General features: G+C 64.1%; 15 protein-coding genes. 8 read left to right on the forward strand and 7 right to left on the reverse strand.

Going from position 1 to position 17,023, the window contains the following annotated elements:
* Positions 1-15: 15 nt before the first annotated feature.
* Positions 16-339: a ferredoxin FdxA gene (fdxA, locus tag B0G71_RS03080; RefSeq protein WP_064268471.1), complete on the reverse strand. Its 324-nt coding sequence runs from the start codon at positions 337-339 to the stop codon at positions 16-18.
* Positions 340-638: 299 nt separating this feature from the next.
* Between fdxA and pncB the strand changes: the two genes are divergently transcribed.
* From pncB to B0G71_RS03105, 5 genes are all read left to right on the forward strand, one after another.
* Positions 639-1,835, forward strand: coding sequence for a nicotinate phosphoribosyltransferase (gene pncB, locus B0G71_RS03085; protein ID WP_116117991.1), 1,197 nt, complete (start codon positions 639-641; stop codon positions 1,833-1,835).
* A 141-nt stretch (positions 1,836-1,976) separates the two neighbouring features.
* The gene (locus tag B0G71_RS03090; protein ID WP_116139671.1) at positions 1,977-2,639 is read left to right on the forward strand and encodes a lactate utilization protein C; all 663 of its coding nucleotides are present in this window, start codon (positions 1,977-1,979) and stop codon (positions 2,637-2,639) included.
* Positions 2,640-2,740: 101 nt separating this feature from the next.
* Positions 2,741-4,144, forward strand: coding sequence for a sodium:proton antiporter (locus B0G71_RS03095; protein ID WP_404935455.1), 1,404 nt, complete (start codon positions 2,741-2,743; stop codon positions 4,142-4,144).
* Positions 4,145-4,186: 42 nt separating this feature from the next.
* Entirely contained in the window at positions 4,187-5,176 is a 990-nt protein-coding gene (locus tag B0G71_RS03100) for a D-glycerate dehydrogenase (RefSeq protein WP_116139673.1), read from the forward strand.
* Positions 5,173-6,621, forward strand: coding sequence for a DNA recombination protein RmuC (locus tag B0G71_RS03105; RefSeq protein ID WP_116139675.1), 1,449 nt, complete (start codon positions 5,173-5,175; stop codon positions 6,619-6,621). Before B0G71_RS03100 ends, B0G71_RS03105 begins: the two co-directional genes overlap by 4 nt.
* Positions 6,622-6,707: 86 nt before the next feature.
* On the opposite strand, the gene B0G71_RS03110 is transcribed toward B0G71_RS03105, so the two are convergent.
* The 6 genes from B0G71_RS03110 to B0G71_RS03135 all read right to left on the reverse strand — a co-directional run bounded on the left by B0G71_RS03110 (position 6,708) and on the right by B0G71_RS03135 (position 14,177).
* Complete coding sequence (locus tag B0G71_RS03110; protein WP_116139676.1) at positions 6,708-7,196, reverse strand: GNAT family N-acetyltransferase; 489 nt, start codon at positions 7,194-7,196, stop codon at positions 6,708-6,710.
* Entirely contained in the window at positions 7,196-7,471 is a 276-nt protein-coding gene (locus tag B0G71_RS03115) for a hypothetical protein (RefSeq protein WP_106283775.1), read from the reverse strand. The genes B0G71_RS03110 and B0G71_RS03115 overlap by 1 nt, the downstream gene beginning before the upstream one ends.
* An 87-nt stretch (positions 7,472-7,558) precedes the next feature.
* Positions 7,559-8,860: a gephyrin-like molybdotransferase Glp gene (gene glp, locus B0G71_RS03120; protein WP_116139678.1), complete on the reverse strand. Its 1,302-nt coding sequence runs from the start codon at positions 8,858-8,860 to the stop codon at positions 7,559-7,561.
* Positions 8,861-8,934: 74 nt separating this feature from the next.
* The gene (gene mobA / locus B0G71_RS03125) at positions 8,935-9,597 is read right to left on the reverse strand and encodes a molybdenum cofactor guanylyltransferase MobA (protein ID WP_404935318.1); all 663 of its coding nucleotides are present in this window, start codon (positions 9,595-9,597) and stop codon (positions 8,935-8,937) included.
* A complete protein-coding gene (gene moaA, locus B0G71_RS03130) occupies positions 9,560-10,669 on the reverse strand; it encodes a GTP 3',8-cyclase MoaA (RefSeq protein WP_106283773.1) in 1,110 nt (369 codons plus the stop codon). The genes mobA and moaA overlap by 38 nt, the downstream gene beginning before the upstream one ends.
* A 205-nt stretch (positions 10,670-10,874) precedes the next feature.
* A complete protein-coding gene (locus B0G71_RS03135; RefSeq protein ID WP_116139682.1) occupies positions 10,875-14,177 on the reverse strand; it encodes an Rne/Rng family ribonuclease in 3,303 nt (1,100 codons plus the stop codon).
* 730 nt (positions 14,178-14,907) lie between these two features.
* Here B0G71_RS03135 and B0G71_RS03140 point away from each other — a divergent pair.
* From B0G71_RS03140 to B0G71_RS03150, 3 genes are read left to right on the forward strand one after another with little or no spacing between them, the layout of a single operon-like run.
* The gene (locus B0G71_RS03140) at positions 14,908-15,933 is read left to right on the forward strand and encodes an RluA family pseudouridine synthase (protein WP_116139684.1); all 1,026 of its coding nucleotides are present in this window, start codon (positions 14,908-14,910) and stop codon (positions 15,931-15,933) included.
* Positions 15,926-16,585, forward strand: a complete 660-nt coding sequence (locus tag B0G71_RS03145; RefSeq protein ID WP_116139685.1) for an HAD-IA family hydrolase — start codon at positions 15,926-15,928, stop codon at positions 16,583-16,585. Before B0G71_RS03140 ends, B0G71_RS03145 begins: the two co-directional genes overlap by 8 nt.
* Positions 16,582-16,986 (forward strand): Rieske 2Fe-2S domain-containing protein, encoded by a 405-nt coding sequence (locus B0G71_RS03150; protein WP_116139687.1) that lies wholly within the window; start codon positions 16,582-16,584, stop codon positions 16,984-16,986. The genes B0G71_RS03145 and B0G71_RS03150 overlap by 4 nt, the downstream gene beginning before the upstream one ends.
* Positions 16,987-17,023: the final 37 nt, after the last annotated feature.

Raw genomic sequence — 17,023 nt, forward strand, 5'->3', positions numbered from 1 at the left:
CACAGGCAGCGAGGTTCAGCGTACGAGCAGCTCGAGCTTTTCCTTCACGTCCTTGAACTCGTCCGCTTCCGGCAGCGGTGCCTTGGTCTTGGTGATGCTCGGCCAGTTCTTCGCGAGATCGGCATTCAGTTCGATGAAGTTCTGCTGGTCGCCCGGCACGTCTTCTTCGGCATAAATGGCGTTCACCGGGCACTCGGCCACGCACACGGCGCAGTCGATGCATTCATCGGGGTCGATCGCGAGGAAGTTGGGACCTTCGCGAAAGCAGTCCACCGGGCACACATCGACACAGTCGGTATAGCGGCACTTGATGCAGCTTTCGGTCACAACGTGAGTCATTCAGGCAGCTCCTGCATGCGGTATCTGGGGAGGCGGAAACGCCAAAAGCGCTATTGTATCGTAACGTCAAGAGGCGCATGCGGCATCGCGCGACACCGTTTATACGTTTTCGTGATTAGTTTATGGCGTGCGCCGCATGGCTCGCTTGAGCGCCCGGCGCGAGCGTCTGGCGGCGCGCTGAATGCCGACGCATTCGGGTAACATGCGTCAGGTCGGTACGCACGGGGCGTGCCGTCGCGCATGGGTGAGTCGGCTTTCGTGGCAGGCCTTCCGTTTTCCGCAGTCCAGTTCGCACCATCATGATTATTACTTCGCTGCTCGACACCGATCTGTACAAGTTCACGATGATGCAAGTGGTGTTGCATCACTTTCCCGCGGCGAATGTGGAGTATCGCTTCCGCTGCCGTACGCCGAATGTCGATCTCGTGCCGTACATCGGCGAAATTCGCGACGAAGTTCGCAAGCTCTGCCAGCTGCGCTTCACCGACGACGAGCTCGACTACCTGCGGCGCATGCGCTTCATCAAGGGCGACTTCATCGAGTTTCTCGCGCTGTTCCATCTGAACGAAAAATACATTTCGATCGAAGCGTCGCCGAAGGGCAATGGCGAAATCGATATCGAGATCAAAGGGCCGTGGCTGCATACGATCCTGTTCGAGATTCCGATGCTCGCGATCGTCAACGAAGTCTACTTCCGCAACACCCAGCAAATGCCGGACTACAGCGAAGGCCGCGGGCGTCTCGTCGACAAGATTCAACTGCTCGGCGCGCGTCCGGAATTCGCCGACTGCAAGATCGCCGACTACGGCACACGGCGCCGCTTCTCGAAGCAATGGCACGAGGAAGTGATCCTCAAGCTCAAGGAAGGCCTCGGCGAGCAGTTCGCCGGCACCAGTAACGTGTTCTACGCAATGAAGCACAGCCTCACGCCGCTCGGCACGATGGCGCACGAATACCTGCAGGCGTGCCAGGCGCTCGGCCCGCGGCTGCGCGACTCGCAGATCTTCGGCTTCGAAATGTGGGCCAAGGAATACCGCGGCGACCTGGGCATCGCGCTCTCCGACGTGTACGGCATGGAGGCGTTCCTGCGCGACTTCGACATGTACTTCTGCAAGCTGTTCGACGGCGCGCGCCACGATTCCGGCGATCCGTTCGACTGGGGCGAACGCCTGCTCAAGCACTACGAAGCGAATCGCTGCGACCCGCGCACCAAGATCCTCGTGTTCTCCGACGCGCTCGACATTCCCAAAGTCCTGCAACTCTACGAGCGCTTCCGCGGCCGCTGCAAGCTGGCCTTCGGCGTGGGCACGAATCTGACCAACGACCTTGGCTACAACCCGCTGCAGATCGTCATCAAGATGGTTCGCTGCAACGGTCAGCCGGTGGCGAAGCTGTCGGACTCGCCCGGCAAGAACATGTGCGAAGACAAGGCTTACCTCGCTTACCTGCGCCAGGTGTTCGGCATTGCGCAGCCAGAGGAAGAGGCGGCGAAGTAACGCGGTTCATCGCTAGCTGCCGGTAGCTTATGCCGCGCGTGCGATGCGCGGCAATAGACCGTTCGGCCAGGGTGTTCGCGCGCAGGGTGGCCGGTATAATTCTCGCCATATCGCACGGCTGTCGACACGAGGATTTCGCACATGGACACATCGATTGCACGCCGCAACATCCTGGCGCGCATCCGCGCGGCGCAAGGGCGCGAGCCCGAGCCGTCCGCTTCCGAGCGCGAGGCCGCGGCGGACTATCTCGCGCGGCATCCTGCCGGCCCGCGTCCGGAGATGCCTGCCGACCTCGTTGCGCGCTTCATTGAAGAAGCGCGAAAAATGGCGACCACGGTGGACTCGGTTGAAGCATTGAGCGACGTGCCGGCCGCGGCGCACCGCTATCTCGCGCAGCATGCGTTGCCGCTGCAGGCCATCGCCTGGCAAACGCTACAAGATCTGCATTGGGCCGAAGCCGGCCTCACCGTCGAGTTTCGCAAGCCGCAAGACGGCGACGTGGTCGGTCTTACCGGCTGCTTCTGTGCGACCGCCGAGACCGGCACGCTGGTGCTGCTGTCGGGGCCGGAAACTTATGCTTCGGCCGGTCTGCTGCCGGAAACGCACATTGCGATCGTGCCGGCTTCGCGCATCGTCTCAGGTCACGAAGAGGCGTTCGCACTGATCCGCAAGGAACGTGGCGAACTGCCGCGTGCGGTCAACTTCGTCTCCGGGCCTTCGCGTACCGGCGATATCGAACAGACCATCGTGCTCGGCGCGCATGGGCCGTACCGGGTGCACGTGATCGTCGTGCAGGGCGCCTGAGCAGCAAACGCGCCCGTGCATCAGGACGCATGCTCCGCTGTGCGGCCTTAAGCAATAACAAGGACTTCAAATCTATGAAACAACGTGCCGTCTTGACGGGCATGGGGTTCGCAGCTGCATTGATGCTGGCTGGCTGGCCGCAGTTGGCATCTGCCGCAACGCTCGACGGCGCGGCTTTGTCGGCGCTGTGGGGGCTGCCGTTCGCGGGCGTGCTGCTGTCGATCACGGTCTTTCCCTTGATCGCGCCGGCGTTCTGGCATCACCATTTCGGCAAGATTGCGGCGGCGTGGGCGCTTGTGTTTCTCGTGCCGTTCGCCCTCAACTACGGTAGCAGCGTCGCATTCGGCACGCTCGTGCATGCGCTGCTCGAAGAATACATGCCGTTCATCGTGCTGCTGACGGCGCTCTACACCGTGGCGGGCGGCATCTGCGTACGCGGCAATCTGCATGGCACGCCGCGCCTGAACGCGGCGATCCTCGCGCTGGGCACCTTGCTCGCCAGCATCATGGGCACGACGGGCGCGGCGATGCTGCTGATTCGCCCGCTGCTGCGCGCCAACGACAATCGCAAGCACGTCGTTCACGTGGTCGTGTTTTTTATCTTCCTCGTGGCCAACGCGGGAGGGTCGCTTTCGCCGCTGGGTGACCCGCCGCTCTTTCTCGGCTTTCTGCAGGGCGTGAGTTTCTTCTGGACCACCGTGCATCTCGCGCTGCCGATGCTGTTCGTCTGCGGTGTGCTGCTGATCGCGTTCTACGCGCTGGACTCGTACTACTTTCATCGGCGCGAGGAAGAGCGTTCGCTTTTTCTCGATCCGACACCCGACACGCCGCCACTCGGCATCGACGGCAAAATCAATTTCGTGCTGCTGGCCGTGGTGATCGCGCTCGTGCTGATGAGCGGGCTGTGGAAACCGGGCGTGGAGTTCGACGTGTTCGGCACGCAAGTGGCTTTGCAAAGTGCCGTGCGCGATGCCGCGCTGATCGTCGTCACTCTGCTCTCGCTGGCGCTCACGCCGCGCGCGGCTCGCGCGGGCAACGACTTCAACTGGGCGCCGATCGAAGAAGTGGCCAAACTGTTCGCCGGCATTTTCGTGACGATCGCGCCGGTCATCACGATTCTGCGCGCCGGCGAGGCGGGCGCGTTCGCCGGCATCGTTCATCTGGTCAAAGACGCCTCGGGCCAGCCGCACGATCTGATGTACTTCTGGGCGACTGGCCTGCTATCTTCGTTTCTCGACAACGCGCCGACTTACCTCGTGTTCTTCAACCTGGCCGGCGGCGACGCGCAGACGCTCATGACCACCGGCGCCACCACGCTCGCGGCGATCTCGGCGGGCGCGGTGTTCATGGGCGCGAACACGTATATCGGCAATGCGCCGAACTTCATGGTGAAGGCCATCGCGGAATCGCGCGGCGTTCGCATGCCGGGCTTTTTCGCGTATATGGGCTGGTCAGCCGCCGTGTTGCTGCCGCTTTTCCTCGTCACCGGCTGGCTCTTTTTTTGACGCCGAGGCAATCGAACTCGACGCGCTTTACGGAGAATTGCAATGCAGAAGATCCTCGTCGCCCGGCCGATTTTTCCCGATGTGATCGAACGGCTCAAACAGTATTTCGACGTCGACTGGAATCAGGGCGACGTGTTGCCCGCCGACGAACTGAAACGCCGTCTCGCGGATAAAGACGGCGCGCTGACCGCGGGCGATCCGGTCGGCGCCGCCGAACTCGCCGCGGCGCCGCGTCTGCGCGTGGTGTCGAATATGGCGGTGGGCTACAACAACTTCGACATGGCAGCCTTCAACGCGGCCAACGTGCTCGGCACCAATACGCCGGACGTGCTCAACGAATCGACCGCGGACTTCGGCTGGGCGCTGATGATGGCGGCGGCGCGCCGCATCACCGAATCGGAGCACTGGCTGCGCGCGGGCCAGTGGCAGAAGTGGGCGTACGACGCGTTTCTCGGCAGCGATCTGCACGGCTCGACGCTCGGCGTGATCGGCATGGGCCGTATTGGCCAGGCGCTTGCGCGTCGTGCGAAAGGTTTCAACATGCAGGTGATTTATCACAACCGTTCGCGCGTGGCGCCCGAGATCGAGGCCGAGCTGAACGCGGAGTACGCATCGAAGCAGGATCTGCTGCGGCGCGCCGATCACGTCGTGCTCGTTCTGCCGTACACGAAGGAGAACCATCACACGATCGGCGCGGCAGAACTCGCGCTGATGAAGCCGAGCGCGACGCTTACGAATATCGCGCGCGGCGGTATCGTCGACGACGCGGCGCTCGTCGAAGCGTTGCGCTCAAAGCAGATTGCCGCCGCCGGTCTCGATGTGTTCGAAGGCGAGCCGAACCTGAATCAGGATCTGCTCAGCGTGCCGAATGTCGTGCTGACGCCGCACATTGCCAGCGCCACTGAAGCCACGCGCCGCGCCATGGCGAATCTCGCCGCGGACAATCTGATCGCGGGCCTGGGCGAAGGTCCGCGCGCGGGGCGGCCGCCCAATCCGGTCAACCCCGAGGTCATCGGCAAGGCGCGTTCATGACAATGTATCTGGTGGCGGCCGTTGCCGTGCTGGCGGTCGCGTTGGTTATCGCTCTGATTTTGCTGATGCGTGCTCATGGCCGGGCGGAGGACAACGAGCAGTTCGAGTTGCTCAACGAACGCATGGACGCCACGGCCGACGCGCAAGCGCACGCCTACGAGCGGCTTGAGCGGCAACTGCGCAATGACATCACCGAGACGGCACGCGTGTCGCGTACCGAACAGAGCAGCGGGTTCGCGCATTTTCAGCAGACGCTGGCCGCGCAGTTCAGCAGCATGACGACGGTGCAGGGCGGCAAGATCGACGGTTTCGCCCAGCAGCTCGACGCCGTGCGCCACAGTCTGCAGGCGCAGGCCCAGCAGGCGCGCGACGAGCAGGGCCGCTCGCTCAAGCAGTTCGGCGACACGCTGAGCCTGCAGTTGGGGCAACTCACCGAGGCGAACGACCGCCGCTTTGCCGAAGTGCGCGCGACCATCGAGCAGCGGCTCAAGGATATCGAGGCGAACAACTCGCTCAAGCTCGACGAAATGCGCCGCACTGTCGACGAAAAATTGCACGCTACGCTCGAACAGCGTTTGGGCGAGTCGTTCAAGCTGGTGTCGGACCGGCTCGAACAGGTGCACCGCGGACTGGGCGAGATGCAGACGCTGGCCGCCGGCGTCGGCGATCTGAAAAAGGTTCTCACGAATGTGAAGACGCGCGGCACATGGGGTGAAGTGCAGCTCGAAGCGTTGCTCGAGCAACTGCTCACCGCCGACCAGTACGCGAAGAACATTGCGACGGTGCCGAAAAGCGCGGAGCGCGTCGAGTTCGCGATCAAGCTGCCGGGACGCGCGGAGCAGGGTGCTGCGGCCACACCTGTGTGGCTGCCCATCGACGCCAAATTTCCGCGTGAAGACTACGAGCGTCTGATCGAAGCGCAGGAGCGCGCCGATCCGGTCGCAGTGGAGGACGCATCGCGTGCGCTCGAAGCGCGGATTCGTGCCGAGGCGCGCACGATCGCGGAGAAGTACGTGTCGCCGCCGCACACCACCGACTTCGCGCTGCTGTTTCTGCCGACCGAAGGGTTATATGCGGAAGTGTTGCGCCGGCCGGGCTTGACGGACCTGTTGCAACGCGACTATCGCGTGACGATCGCGGGGCCGACCACGCTGACCGCCTTGCTCAATAGTTTGCAGATGGGTTTCCGCACGCTCGCGATCGAGAAGCGATCGAGCGAGGTATGGCAGGTGCTCGGCGCGGTGAAAACGGAGTTCGGCAAATTCGGCGACGTGCTGGCCAAGACAAAGGCGCAACTGGAGACGGTGACGCGCTCCATTGAAGCGGCGGAAACACGTACGCGCGTCATGAGCCGCCGATTGCGCGACGTCGAGGCGTTGCCGGGTGAAGAGGCGAGCGGATTGCTCGGAGATGCGCTGTCGGGCGTGGGTCCTGACGAACAGTGATGGAATGCTGCTAGCGGTTGGGTAGTGGCGGTGGCGCGGCAAGTTGACTCCGCGAAAAGCAACGCAAGAACACGCCTGGCACTCGCTCAGGCGCCTGCGCCCGCCGCCAGCTGTTCCAGCGCCTCACCTGTCAGACGCACCACACGCCAATCCGGCATGACAGTCGCGCCCATCTTTTCATAGAAGGTGATGGCCTGCTGGTTCCAGTCCAGCACGGTCCATTCGAACCGCCCGCATTGTCGTTCCACCGCCAATGCGGCAAGACGCTGCAACAACGCGGTGCCAAGACCGCTACCGCGTTGCGAGGGTTGCACGTAGACGTCTTCGAGATACAGTCCGCGCTTGCCGACGAAGCTCGAGTAATTGTGGAAGAACAGCGCATAGCCGACGATGCGGCCTTCGTTTTCCGCCACCAGCGCCTCGATTGAAGGCCGCGCCCCGAATAGCGCGTCGCGCAAGCCGTCTTCGGTCGCCACGAACACGTGCGTGAGACTTTCGAACTGCGCGAGTTCGTACGTCAGCGCGAAGATGGCGCCGGTGTCCGCGGGCGTGGCGGCGCGGATCGTCGCGGGCATTACGCCTCTTCCGGTGCGTCGGTCAGATGGATTTCAATGCCGCCAAAGCGCGATGCCACCCAGTTATACGCGTGGCATGCGATCCACAGCAGGATGAAACCGAGGATCGCGTTCAGCAGCAGCGCGCTGAACACCGTGCTCAGTTCCACCGAACCATAGCGCACGAACGCGACCAGCACGCCCAGCAGCACGATCGGCACCGAAAACGTCAGGTACACGAGGATGAGTGCTTTGGCCGTCTGTCCCGGTGCAATGAACGAGATCTGTTTTTTCATGTAAGTCAAACCCGTGTGTCGTAGTAGTAATGGGTAAAGCAGCAAATGAGCGCTGGCGGGTGCGTTGCCTCTGCCCCGCGTCAGTGGTCAGATGAGTCCGTCGAACAGCATGATGGCGACGCGCTCACCTTCGGCGATCTCGCCTTCATCGTGCCCGAGCACGATGAAGCAATTGGCTTCGCTCATCGAACTCAGCACGCCGGAGCTCTGCGAACCGGTCGGCGTGACGTGCCATTGTCCACGCGCGTCCTGCTCGGCCAGACCGCGCTGGAACTCGGTGCGCCCGGCGCGTTTGCGGATGGCCTGCCGGCTCATGGCGTGAATGACCGGCAGCGGTTGGGGCGTGGCGCCCGACATCAGCAGCAGCACTTCTCGCACGATCTGATAGAACGCCACCATTACGGCGACCGGATTGCCCGGCAAACCGAAGAATAACGCGGGACGCCCGACACCCGGCCGCTCGCCGGACCAGACGCGGCCGAAGGCGAGTGGTCGGCCCGGGCGCATGGCGAGACTCCAGAACGCGACGTCGCCAAAAGTTTGCAGCAGTTGCCTCGTGAAATCCGCCTCGCCGACCGAGACGCCGCCCGAGGTCAGCACCACGTCGGCATTCGCCGCGGCGCTGCGCAAGGCGTCTTCCATCGCGGCGGGTTCGTCGCGCACTACGCCGAGGTCGAGTGTGTCGATATTCAGGCGCCGCAGCATGGCGAACAGCGTGTAGCGGTTGCTGTCGTACACGCAGCCTGGATCGAGCGGCTCGCCAAGCGAGCGCAATTCGTCGCCGGTCGAGAAGAAGGCGACGCGCAAACGCCGCCTGACATTGACTTCGCCGATGCCGAGCGAGGCCAGCAAGCCGAGGTCCGACGCCCGCATGATGCGTCCTGATCGCAGCGCCGCATGGCCGCGCGCGAGGTCTTCGCCGGCGAGGCGCCGATTTGCGCCGGCCGTTACGGCATTGGCCGCAAAGCGAATTGAAACGGAATCGGCGCCGCGCTCGACGAGCTCTTGCGGAACGACCGTGTCGCAGTCGGCCGGCATGCAGGCGCCGGTCATCACGCGCACGCATTGCGAGGCCTCGACGCGGCCCGCGAACGGATGCCCGGCCAGCGCCTTGCCGACGATCGCCAATTCGACCGTGGCCGCGCCCGTGGCGAGCGACGCACGGTTGAACGCGTAGCCGTCCATGGCGGAATTGTCGTGCGAGGGGACGTCGATCGGCGACACGATATCGGCCGCGAGCACGCGATCGAGCGCGTCGCGCAAGGCCACACGTTCACTGGCCGTGACCGGCGCGGCCCACTGGCGAACAATTGCCTGTGCGGCCGGGACAGGCAGCGCGTGAGGATCGTACTGCGCGACGCAGCGGGAAAATTCGTTAGGCGTGGTCATGAAGAGCTGAGCGTCGCGACCGGCGGCGGGAGCGGCGGTTGCCGTGCGGCCGGAGCGGGATTTCAACCGTGGCCTCAATCACGCTGGAGGTCGGCGAGTTCCTGTAGCGAATTGATATTGTAAAACGCGCGCTCGTCGGTAAAGACGACTTCCACCGTCTTGTGGCGCGCGTACCACGCGCGCACTTTACGCTCGCCGGCTTCGAGGAAGGCCGAGAGATCGTCGGCGAGACTCGTGCGCAAGAGCGCGAAGACCGGATGCAAGGACGTTTGGCCGTGCGCGTCAATGGTGGTGACCGTGGCGATGTCGGCCCCGTTCGAGTCCAGCGCGTGCGCGAGGCGTTTGGCCAGGTCGGCGGGCAGCCACGGTGAGTCGCAGGGAGCGCTGAGTAGATAATCGCCACCGGCTGCGCGTAAGCCGGCGAGCAAGCCTGCCAGCGGGCCCGGAAAGTCGGCCAGAGTGTCCGCCACTACCGTGGCGTCGAACGGCGCGCCGAGCGCGCGGTAGGCCTCAGGGTGACGATTGGCACTGATCAGCAGGGCGCCGGTTTGCGGCGCGAGGCGCTTGAGCACATGGACGGCGAGCGGCTCGCCATGCAGCATTTGCAGACCCTTATCGGCGCCGCCCATGCGCATGCCGCGGCCGCCCGCGAGCAACAGCCCGGTGATGTGATCGCGCGTCGGCTTCACGTGTCGCCGCTCAGCCGCCGATGTACGACATCTCGACGCGGCGGCCATCGCGCACGAGCGACTCGGCGGCGTTGCTGCCGCGCAGTTGCGAATAGCGGTCGCCGCGCTCCTGCCAGATTTCGGCGATGGCGGTGGCGATGTCGGCGTCGCTCGCGCCGTTGCGCACCAGCGCGCGCAGGTCGTGCCCCGACGAGGCGAACAGGCACAGGTAGAGCTTGCCTTCGGTCGACAGACGCGCTCGCGTGCAACTGCCGCAAAACGCGCGCGTCACACTTGAAATCACACCGATCTCGCCGCCGCCGTCGACGTAGCCCCAGCGCTGCGCGGTCTCGGCGGCGCTGTGCGCTTCGAGCGGCGCGAGCGGGAAGTGTTCGGCAATGCGCGTGACGACGTCGGCGGACGGCAGCACTTCCGTCATGTTCCAGCCGTTCGACGTGCCCACGTCCATGTATTCGATGAAGCGCAGCACCGCGCCCGAGCCTTTGAAGTGACGCGCCATCGGCACGATTTCGCTGTCGTTGGTGCCGCGCTTGACGACCATGTTGACCTTGACCGGCGCGAGGCCCACCGCGTGCGCCGCGGCAATGCCGTCCAGCACGTCGCCGACGGCGAAGTCCGCGTCGTTCATGCGGCGGAACAGCGTGTCGTCGAGCGCGTCGAGGCTCACCGTGACGCGGGTCAAACCGGCGTCTTTCAGGCTGCGTGCCTTGCGTTCCAGCAGCGAACCGTTGGTGGTCAGCGTCAGATCGAGCGGCCGGCCGGCCGGCGTGGTCAGTTGCGCGAGGCGTTCGATCAGGAATTCCAGATTCTTACGCAATAGCGGTTCGCCGCCCGTCAGACGGATTTTCTCGACGCCATGTGCGACGAACAGTCGCGCCAGCCGTTCAATTTCCTCGAAGCTCAGCAAGGCGCTGTGCGGCAAAAACGTGTAGTCCTTGTCGAACACCGCGCGAGGCATGCAATAGACGCACCGGAAATTGCAGCGATCCGTGACCGAAATGCGCAGGTCGCGCAGCGGCCGCGCAAGCGTGTCGTGCAGCGCGCCACTAGGCGTCTGCACGGGGCCGGCGATGACTGGCACGGCGCTGAGATCGGCAACAGGGATGATGCGTCGGGACATGAATTGCTTCGATGAATGCGTCGGTTAGTGCTTTGAAATTAGAGCTTGATATTCATTCTATCGGAAATGCTTCAGGCGGCAGGGGTACCCCAGGCCGTGTCGGGGTATACGGGGAGTGGCTTATCGCGGCGCGTTCGGGCTGCGGCGCGCGCCCATAAAAAAAGCCCGCCGGTGAGGGCGGGCTTTTTGAGTGCGGCGGGGCGGCTTACTGCGGGTGGCCGCCTGTTTCCACCTGTTGCATCGGCGCGCTGTCGAGCGGCGGCAGCGGTTTGCGTTCGCGCACCACACGAGCCGGCTTGGCGGTCTGCGCAGCAGCTTCCTGAGCCGCGCGCAGCTTGTCGGCGTCGGTGTTCACCCAGACGAGGCCGGCTTGTTCCAGCACCGGCTGCAGGGCTTCCGCCGACACGGCGGTCTGACGCGGCGCTTGCTGCGCAGCTTGCGGTGCGACGGCGACGGGCGCCGGCTCGATCGCTGCCGATTCGGCTGCCGGTGCTACCGCTACCGCGACCGGCTGCGGTTCGACGATTTCAGCCTGCGGTGCAGGTTGAACAGCGGGCGCTTGGACCACTGCAGCGGGAGCCGCGGTTTCGACTGGAGCCGGAGCAGCGGCTTGCGCTTCGACAACCGGCGCAACTGCCGGCGCTTCAACCTGCGCTTGAGCCGGGGCTTGGGCATGTGCGACCGGTTCGACCAGCGAAACCGTTTCGCTAGCGGCCGGCGCAGCTTGCGCTGCTTCGACCGGCTCCGCAGCGGCTTGCGCCACCGGCGTTTCGGCGACCGGCTCGATGGCGGCCGGCGCAACCGGCGCTTCCGCGACCGATACCACCGTTTCCGTCTTCGCAGCCTTTTCGACGGCCAGAGCCGGCGTTTCGCTTGCGGCGTGCAGCTCGGTTACCACGACGGTTTCCGTTGCGACAGCAGCGACCACCACTTCCACCGGCGTCACGTCCTTCGCCTCGACAACTTCCGGCTTGCGTTCGACCGGCTGATGCGCTGTCCGCACCGGCGCTTCGTCGGTTGCGCTCGCGTTGTCGCCTTCAGCTTCCGCGACGTCCGCCGCCAGATTGCCGTTCACGTCCTCTTCACGCTCACGACGGCCACCGCGACGGCCGCGACGGCGACGACGGCGCTCTTCGCCTTCACGCGCCACTGCTTCCTGATCGATCGGCGCGCCGTTTTCGCCCAGAGCGGTCTGGTTTTGCACCAAGTCTTCCGCCGTTTGCGCTTCGCTTTGCGTCAATGCGTCCGCGGTTTCTCCTTGCGGCTTGCGGCGTTCGCCACGTTCAGCCCGCTCGCCACGCTCACGGCGCTCGCCGCGTTCCGGACGTTCGCCACGCGGTGCGGCTTCCGCCGTTTCCGCGCGCTCAGCGCCGCGATTGTCGCGGTCACGGTTTTCACGACCCTCGCGTGGCTCACGCGCCTCGCGTGCCTCGCGCGGTTCACGGCCTTCACGGCCTTCACGCGGCTCACGATTGCCGCGCGGTTCGCGCGCTTCACGTGCTTCGCGCGGCTCGCGGCCTTCGCGTGCCTGCACCTCACGGCCTTCACGCGGCTCGCGCTCTTCACGGCGTTGCGACGGCTGTTGACCTTGGCCTTGACGGCCACCGCTCGTGCCTTCGCCACGGCCCGCTGCGTCGCGAGTGCCTGTGCCGGTACGGCGATTACGGTTGCGATCGCCGCCGCGTTCGCCGGTGCGCTCACCACGCTCCGTGCGTTCGCCGCGTTGCGGACGCGCCGGCTTTTCGGTCGTGGCCGGCGCGACGGGCGCCGGAGCGGCCGGTTGCACGCCGAACAGATTCTTCAACCAGCCGATGAAACCGCCGCTCGCCGGCGTGACCGCGACCGGAGCCGGGGCGGCGACCGGGCGAACCGGCGCGCTCGGCGCCGGCTTTTCAGGCGTGATGCCCTTGACCGCCGCTTCCTGCTTCGGCTTCACTTCTTCGGTGCGCTTGCTGTAACCAGTTTCCGATTCCAGTTCGCGCGCCGCTTCTTCGGCCATCTTCCACGAGGCGCGCGGATCGTCGAGGCGCGCGTCGTCGTGACGCAGACGCTCGAGTTTGTAATGCGGCGTATCGAGGTGCTTGTTCGGGATCAGTACGACGTTGACCTTGAAACGCGATTCGATCTTGTTGATCTCGGCGCGCTTTTCGTTCAACAGGAAGGCGGTCACTTCGACCGGCACCTGGCAATGGATTGCCGCGGTGTTTTCCTTCATCGCTTCTTCCTGAATGATCCGCAGTACTTGCAGCGCGGACGATTCGGTATCGCGGATGTGACCGGTGCCGTTACAGCGCGGGCAGGTCACGTGGCTGCCTTCCGACAGCGCCGGACGCAGACGCTGACGCGACAGTTCCATCAGGCCGAAACGCGAAATCTTGCCCATCTGGACGCGCGCCCGGTCGTGCTTGAGCGCGTCTTTCAGGCGCTGCTCGACTTCGCGCTGGCTCTTGGCCGATTCCATGTCGATAAAGTCGATCACGATCAGGCCGCCCAGGTCGCGCAGGCGCAACTGGCGGGCGACTTCGTCCGCGGCTTCCAGGTTGGTGCGCGCGGCCGTTTCCTCGATGTCGGCGCCCTTGGTGGCGCGTGCCGAGTTCACGTCGATCGCGACCAGCGCTTCGGTGTGGTCGATCACGATGGCGCCGCCCGAGGGCAACGGCACCGTGCGCGAGTACGCCGTTTCGATCTGGTGTTCGATCTGGAAGCGCGAGAAGAGCGGCACGTCGTCGTGATACCGCTTCACCTTGCTGACATTATCCGGCATCACGATGTCCATGAAGGCGCGGGCCTGGTCATGGATTTCGGTGGTGTCGATCAGAATTTCGCCGATGTCCGGCTGGAAGTAGTCGCGGATTGCGCGGATCACGAGGCTCGATTCGAGATAGATCAGCATCGGCTGACCGCTCGAACCGCTTTGCGACGCGGCTTCGATCGCGCGCCACAGTTGCATCAGGTAGTTCAGGTCCCACTGCAGTTCTTCGGCGCTGCGGCCAATGCCGGCCGTGCGCGCGATGATGCTCATGCCTTCCGGCAGTTGCAGCTGCGCCATGGTTTCGCGCAGTTCCTGCCGGTCGTCGCCTTCGATCCGGCGCGACACGCCGCCGCCGCGCGGATTGTTCGGCATCAGGACCAGATAGCGGCCGGCGAGCGAGATGAACGTGGTAAGGGCCGCGCCCTTGTTGCCGCGCTCTTCTTTTTCGACCTGAACGATCAGTTCCTGGCCTTCACGCAACGCGTCTTGGATGCGCGCGGAGCGCATGTCGACGCCGTCGCGGAAATACTGGCGGGCGACTTCCTTGAACGGCAGGAAGCCGTGGCGGTCTTCGCCGTAGTTGACGAAACAGGCTTCGAGCGACGGCTCGATGCGGGTAATGATGCCCTTGTAAATATTGCCTTTGCGCTGTTCGCGCCCGGCGGTTTCGATGTCGATATCGATGAGTTTTTGCCCATCGACGATGGCGACGCGCAGTTCTTCCTGCTGCGTCGCGTTGAACAACATTCGTTTCATTGAACGGCTCCAGAGCGGCTTAGCCTGCCCCTCCGCCGCGCGGTTGTCAGTCGCGAGGGCGAAGCGGGCAGCGGCATGCCGCGCCTTATTGTGTTTTCACAAGCACGCTGGAGCGGGAAAGCTGGTGGGAGAATTGCCTGAGAGGGCCCGGCCCATAAAAATGGGCACGGTGCCGCAGGGCACATGCGAACACGGCTTCAAATAACGACCCGACACGCCGCGGGTTCTGCCGGCCGACCTTCATAAGCCTTCGTCCACTCGCGCCGGTGCGCCAACTGGGCGCGTGACCGGAGGGTCGAAGGCTGCGGTCGTGCCGCAGCGGGAAGTTCGCGCAGTCGGCGCGTCTTTTCCTGCTGGGGGTGTCTCGCCTCATTTTGACGTCGCCATGTCTTGTATTTTCTACAAGACGCCTTGGGCGCACGCCGTATTTTCGCAACCTGCAGCTTCGTACAGCAGGGCGTCAGACCGCCCGATACCGAAGCTGAAAGTTAAATTCTTTTTTACCAAAATTCCGTTACCGTCGAAGCCGACCTTGACCGAACGCGCCTGTGGGCGCCGTCCCTGCCGGGTGCTGACTTCGTGCGTGCAACTTGTTGCATCTCATTTTCAGGGTGAGCAACCAGACCCCGGCGCAAGTAAAATAACGGTTTATCGCTTGCACCTGCGCAATCCGCCCGAATTCCGGACACTGCGCCGGCCGCCGCAGACTGCTGGGCAAATTATATTCAGAATGAAAGAGTTAGGCAAAATATCCCAGAAATCGGTCGCAAGCGACCAGGTCTCGATGATCGAAATCGATGACAGCGCGGCCGGACAGCGCATCGACAATTTTTTGTTGCGCGTCTGTAAAGGCGTGCCGAAAAGCCATATCTACCGCATCCTGCGCAGCGGGGAAGTGCGCGTGAATAAGGGCCGGATAGACGCGCAGTACCGTCTCGAACTGGGAGATCTGGTGCGCGTGCCGCCCATCCGCGTCGCTCAGCCGAGCGAAACGGCCTCCCAGGCGCCAGTCCCGGCCGCCCATTTCAAGATTATTTTTGAAGATGACCACATGCTGGTCATCGATAAACCGGCCGGCGTCGCGGTGCACGGCGGCAGCGGTGTCGCGTTCGGCGTGATCGAGCAGATGCGCGAGGCCCGTCCGCAGGCAAAGTTTCTCGAACTGGTGCATCGGCTGGATCGTGAAACGTCCGGCATCCTGATGCTCGCCAAGAAGCGTTCGGCACTCGTCAATCTGCACGAGCAGATTCGCGAGAACAAGATGGACAAGCGCTACTATGCTTGCGTTCACGGCGACTGGGCGAGCGACTGGGGCCGCCGCCGCGCGGTCAAGGAGCCGCTGCACAAGTACTTGACGGCCGACGGCGAGCGCCGCGTGCGCGTGCAGCCGGACGGTCTCGCGTCGCATACGGTGTTCAATCTGATCGACCGCTGGCCGGAATACGCGTTGCTCGAGGCGGAACTGAAGACCGGGCGCACGCATCAGATCCGGGTCCACTTGCAGCATCTGGAACTGCCCATTGTCGGCGACGCCAAGTACGGCGACTTTGCGCTCAACAAGGCTCTGGCGCGTGCCAACGCCAAGCCGGGCCTGAAGCGCATGTTCCTGCACGCTTACCGGCTGAAGCTCGCGCATCCGGCAACCGGCGCGCCGCTGCAGTTCGAGGCGCCGCTGCCGGCCGAATGCCGCAGCTTCATTGCGCAACTCAACGAACTACGAAATGGGTCACACCCGGAGACGGCACCGCATGGCTAGAGAGCAATTTGATCTGATCGTCTTTGACTGGGACGGGACGTTGATGGATTCGACCGCGCACATCACGCGCAGCATTCAGTCGGCGTGCCGCGACCTTGGCCTGCCGGTGCCCGCCGACGAGGCGGCCAGCTATGTCATCGGCCTGGGCTTGCGCGACGCGCTGCAGATTGCCGCGCCCACCCTCGATCCTTCGGACTATCCGCGGCTGGCCGAGCGCTACCGCTTCCATTATCTGGTGAAGGATCAGACCACCGAGCTGTTTGTCGGTGTGCGCGAGATGTTGCAGGAACTGCGCGATCAGGGCTATTTGCTGGCCGTGGCGACGGGCAAGAGCCGCGTCGGGCTGAACCGCGCGCTGGATCAGTCGCGCCTGACGAGCCTGTTCGACGGCACGCGCTGCGCCGACGAAACGTTCTCGAAGCCGCACCCGGCGATGCTGCACGAATTGACGCGCGAATTGGGCCAGGACAATGCGCGCACGGTCATGGTCGGGGATACGACGCACGATTTGCAAATGGCGATTAACGCGGGCGTGGCGGGTATCGGCGTCACCTATGGCGCGCATCCTGCGGATTCGTTGAGCGCGTTGTCGCCGAAATTCGTTGCGTCGAGCGTCAGTGCGCTGTCCGGCTGGCTGCGGGAGAACGCATGAGCACCGCTGCCATGCAAGCGCCGGAGGAGGCGGTTCGCGTCTGCGCATCGGACGAACTGCTCGACGGCGGCGCGGGCGTGCGCCGTGCGGCGAAGTTCGGTGGGGGCGACGTCGTCGTATTTTTCGTCCGCTACGATGGCCGCGCTTACGGCTACCTGAACCGCTGCGCGCACGTTCCGATGGAGCTGGACTGGGCCGAAGGGCAGTTCTTCGAATCGTCCGGTTTATACTTGATGTGCGCTACACATGGCGCGATTTACGCGCCTGATACGGGCAAATGCGTCGGCGGTCCGTGCCGCGGCGGCAGGTTGCGGCCGGTTCAGGTGGACGAACGCGATACGCCGGAAGGCCGAGCCGTTTTCTGGCTGCCGGACGGCGAACTGCGCCCGGCCACACCCTGATTTTTCTCTTCTACGATCTTTCCACTGCACTGCACTG

The sequence above is a fragment of the Paraburkholderia sp. BL27I4N3 genome (genome assembly GCF_003386115.1).
Classification (GTDB): Bacteria; Pseudomonadota; Gammaproteobacteria; order Burkholderiales; family Burkholderiaceae; genus Paraburkholderia.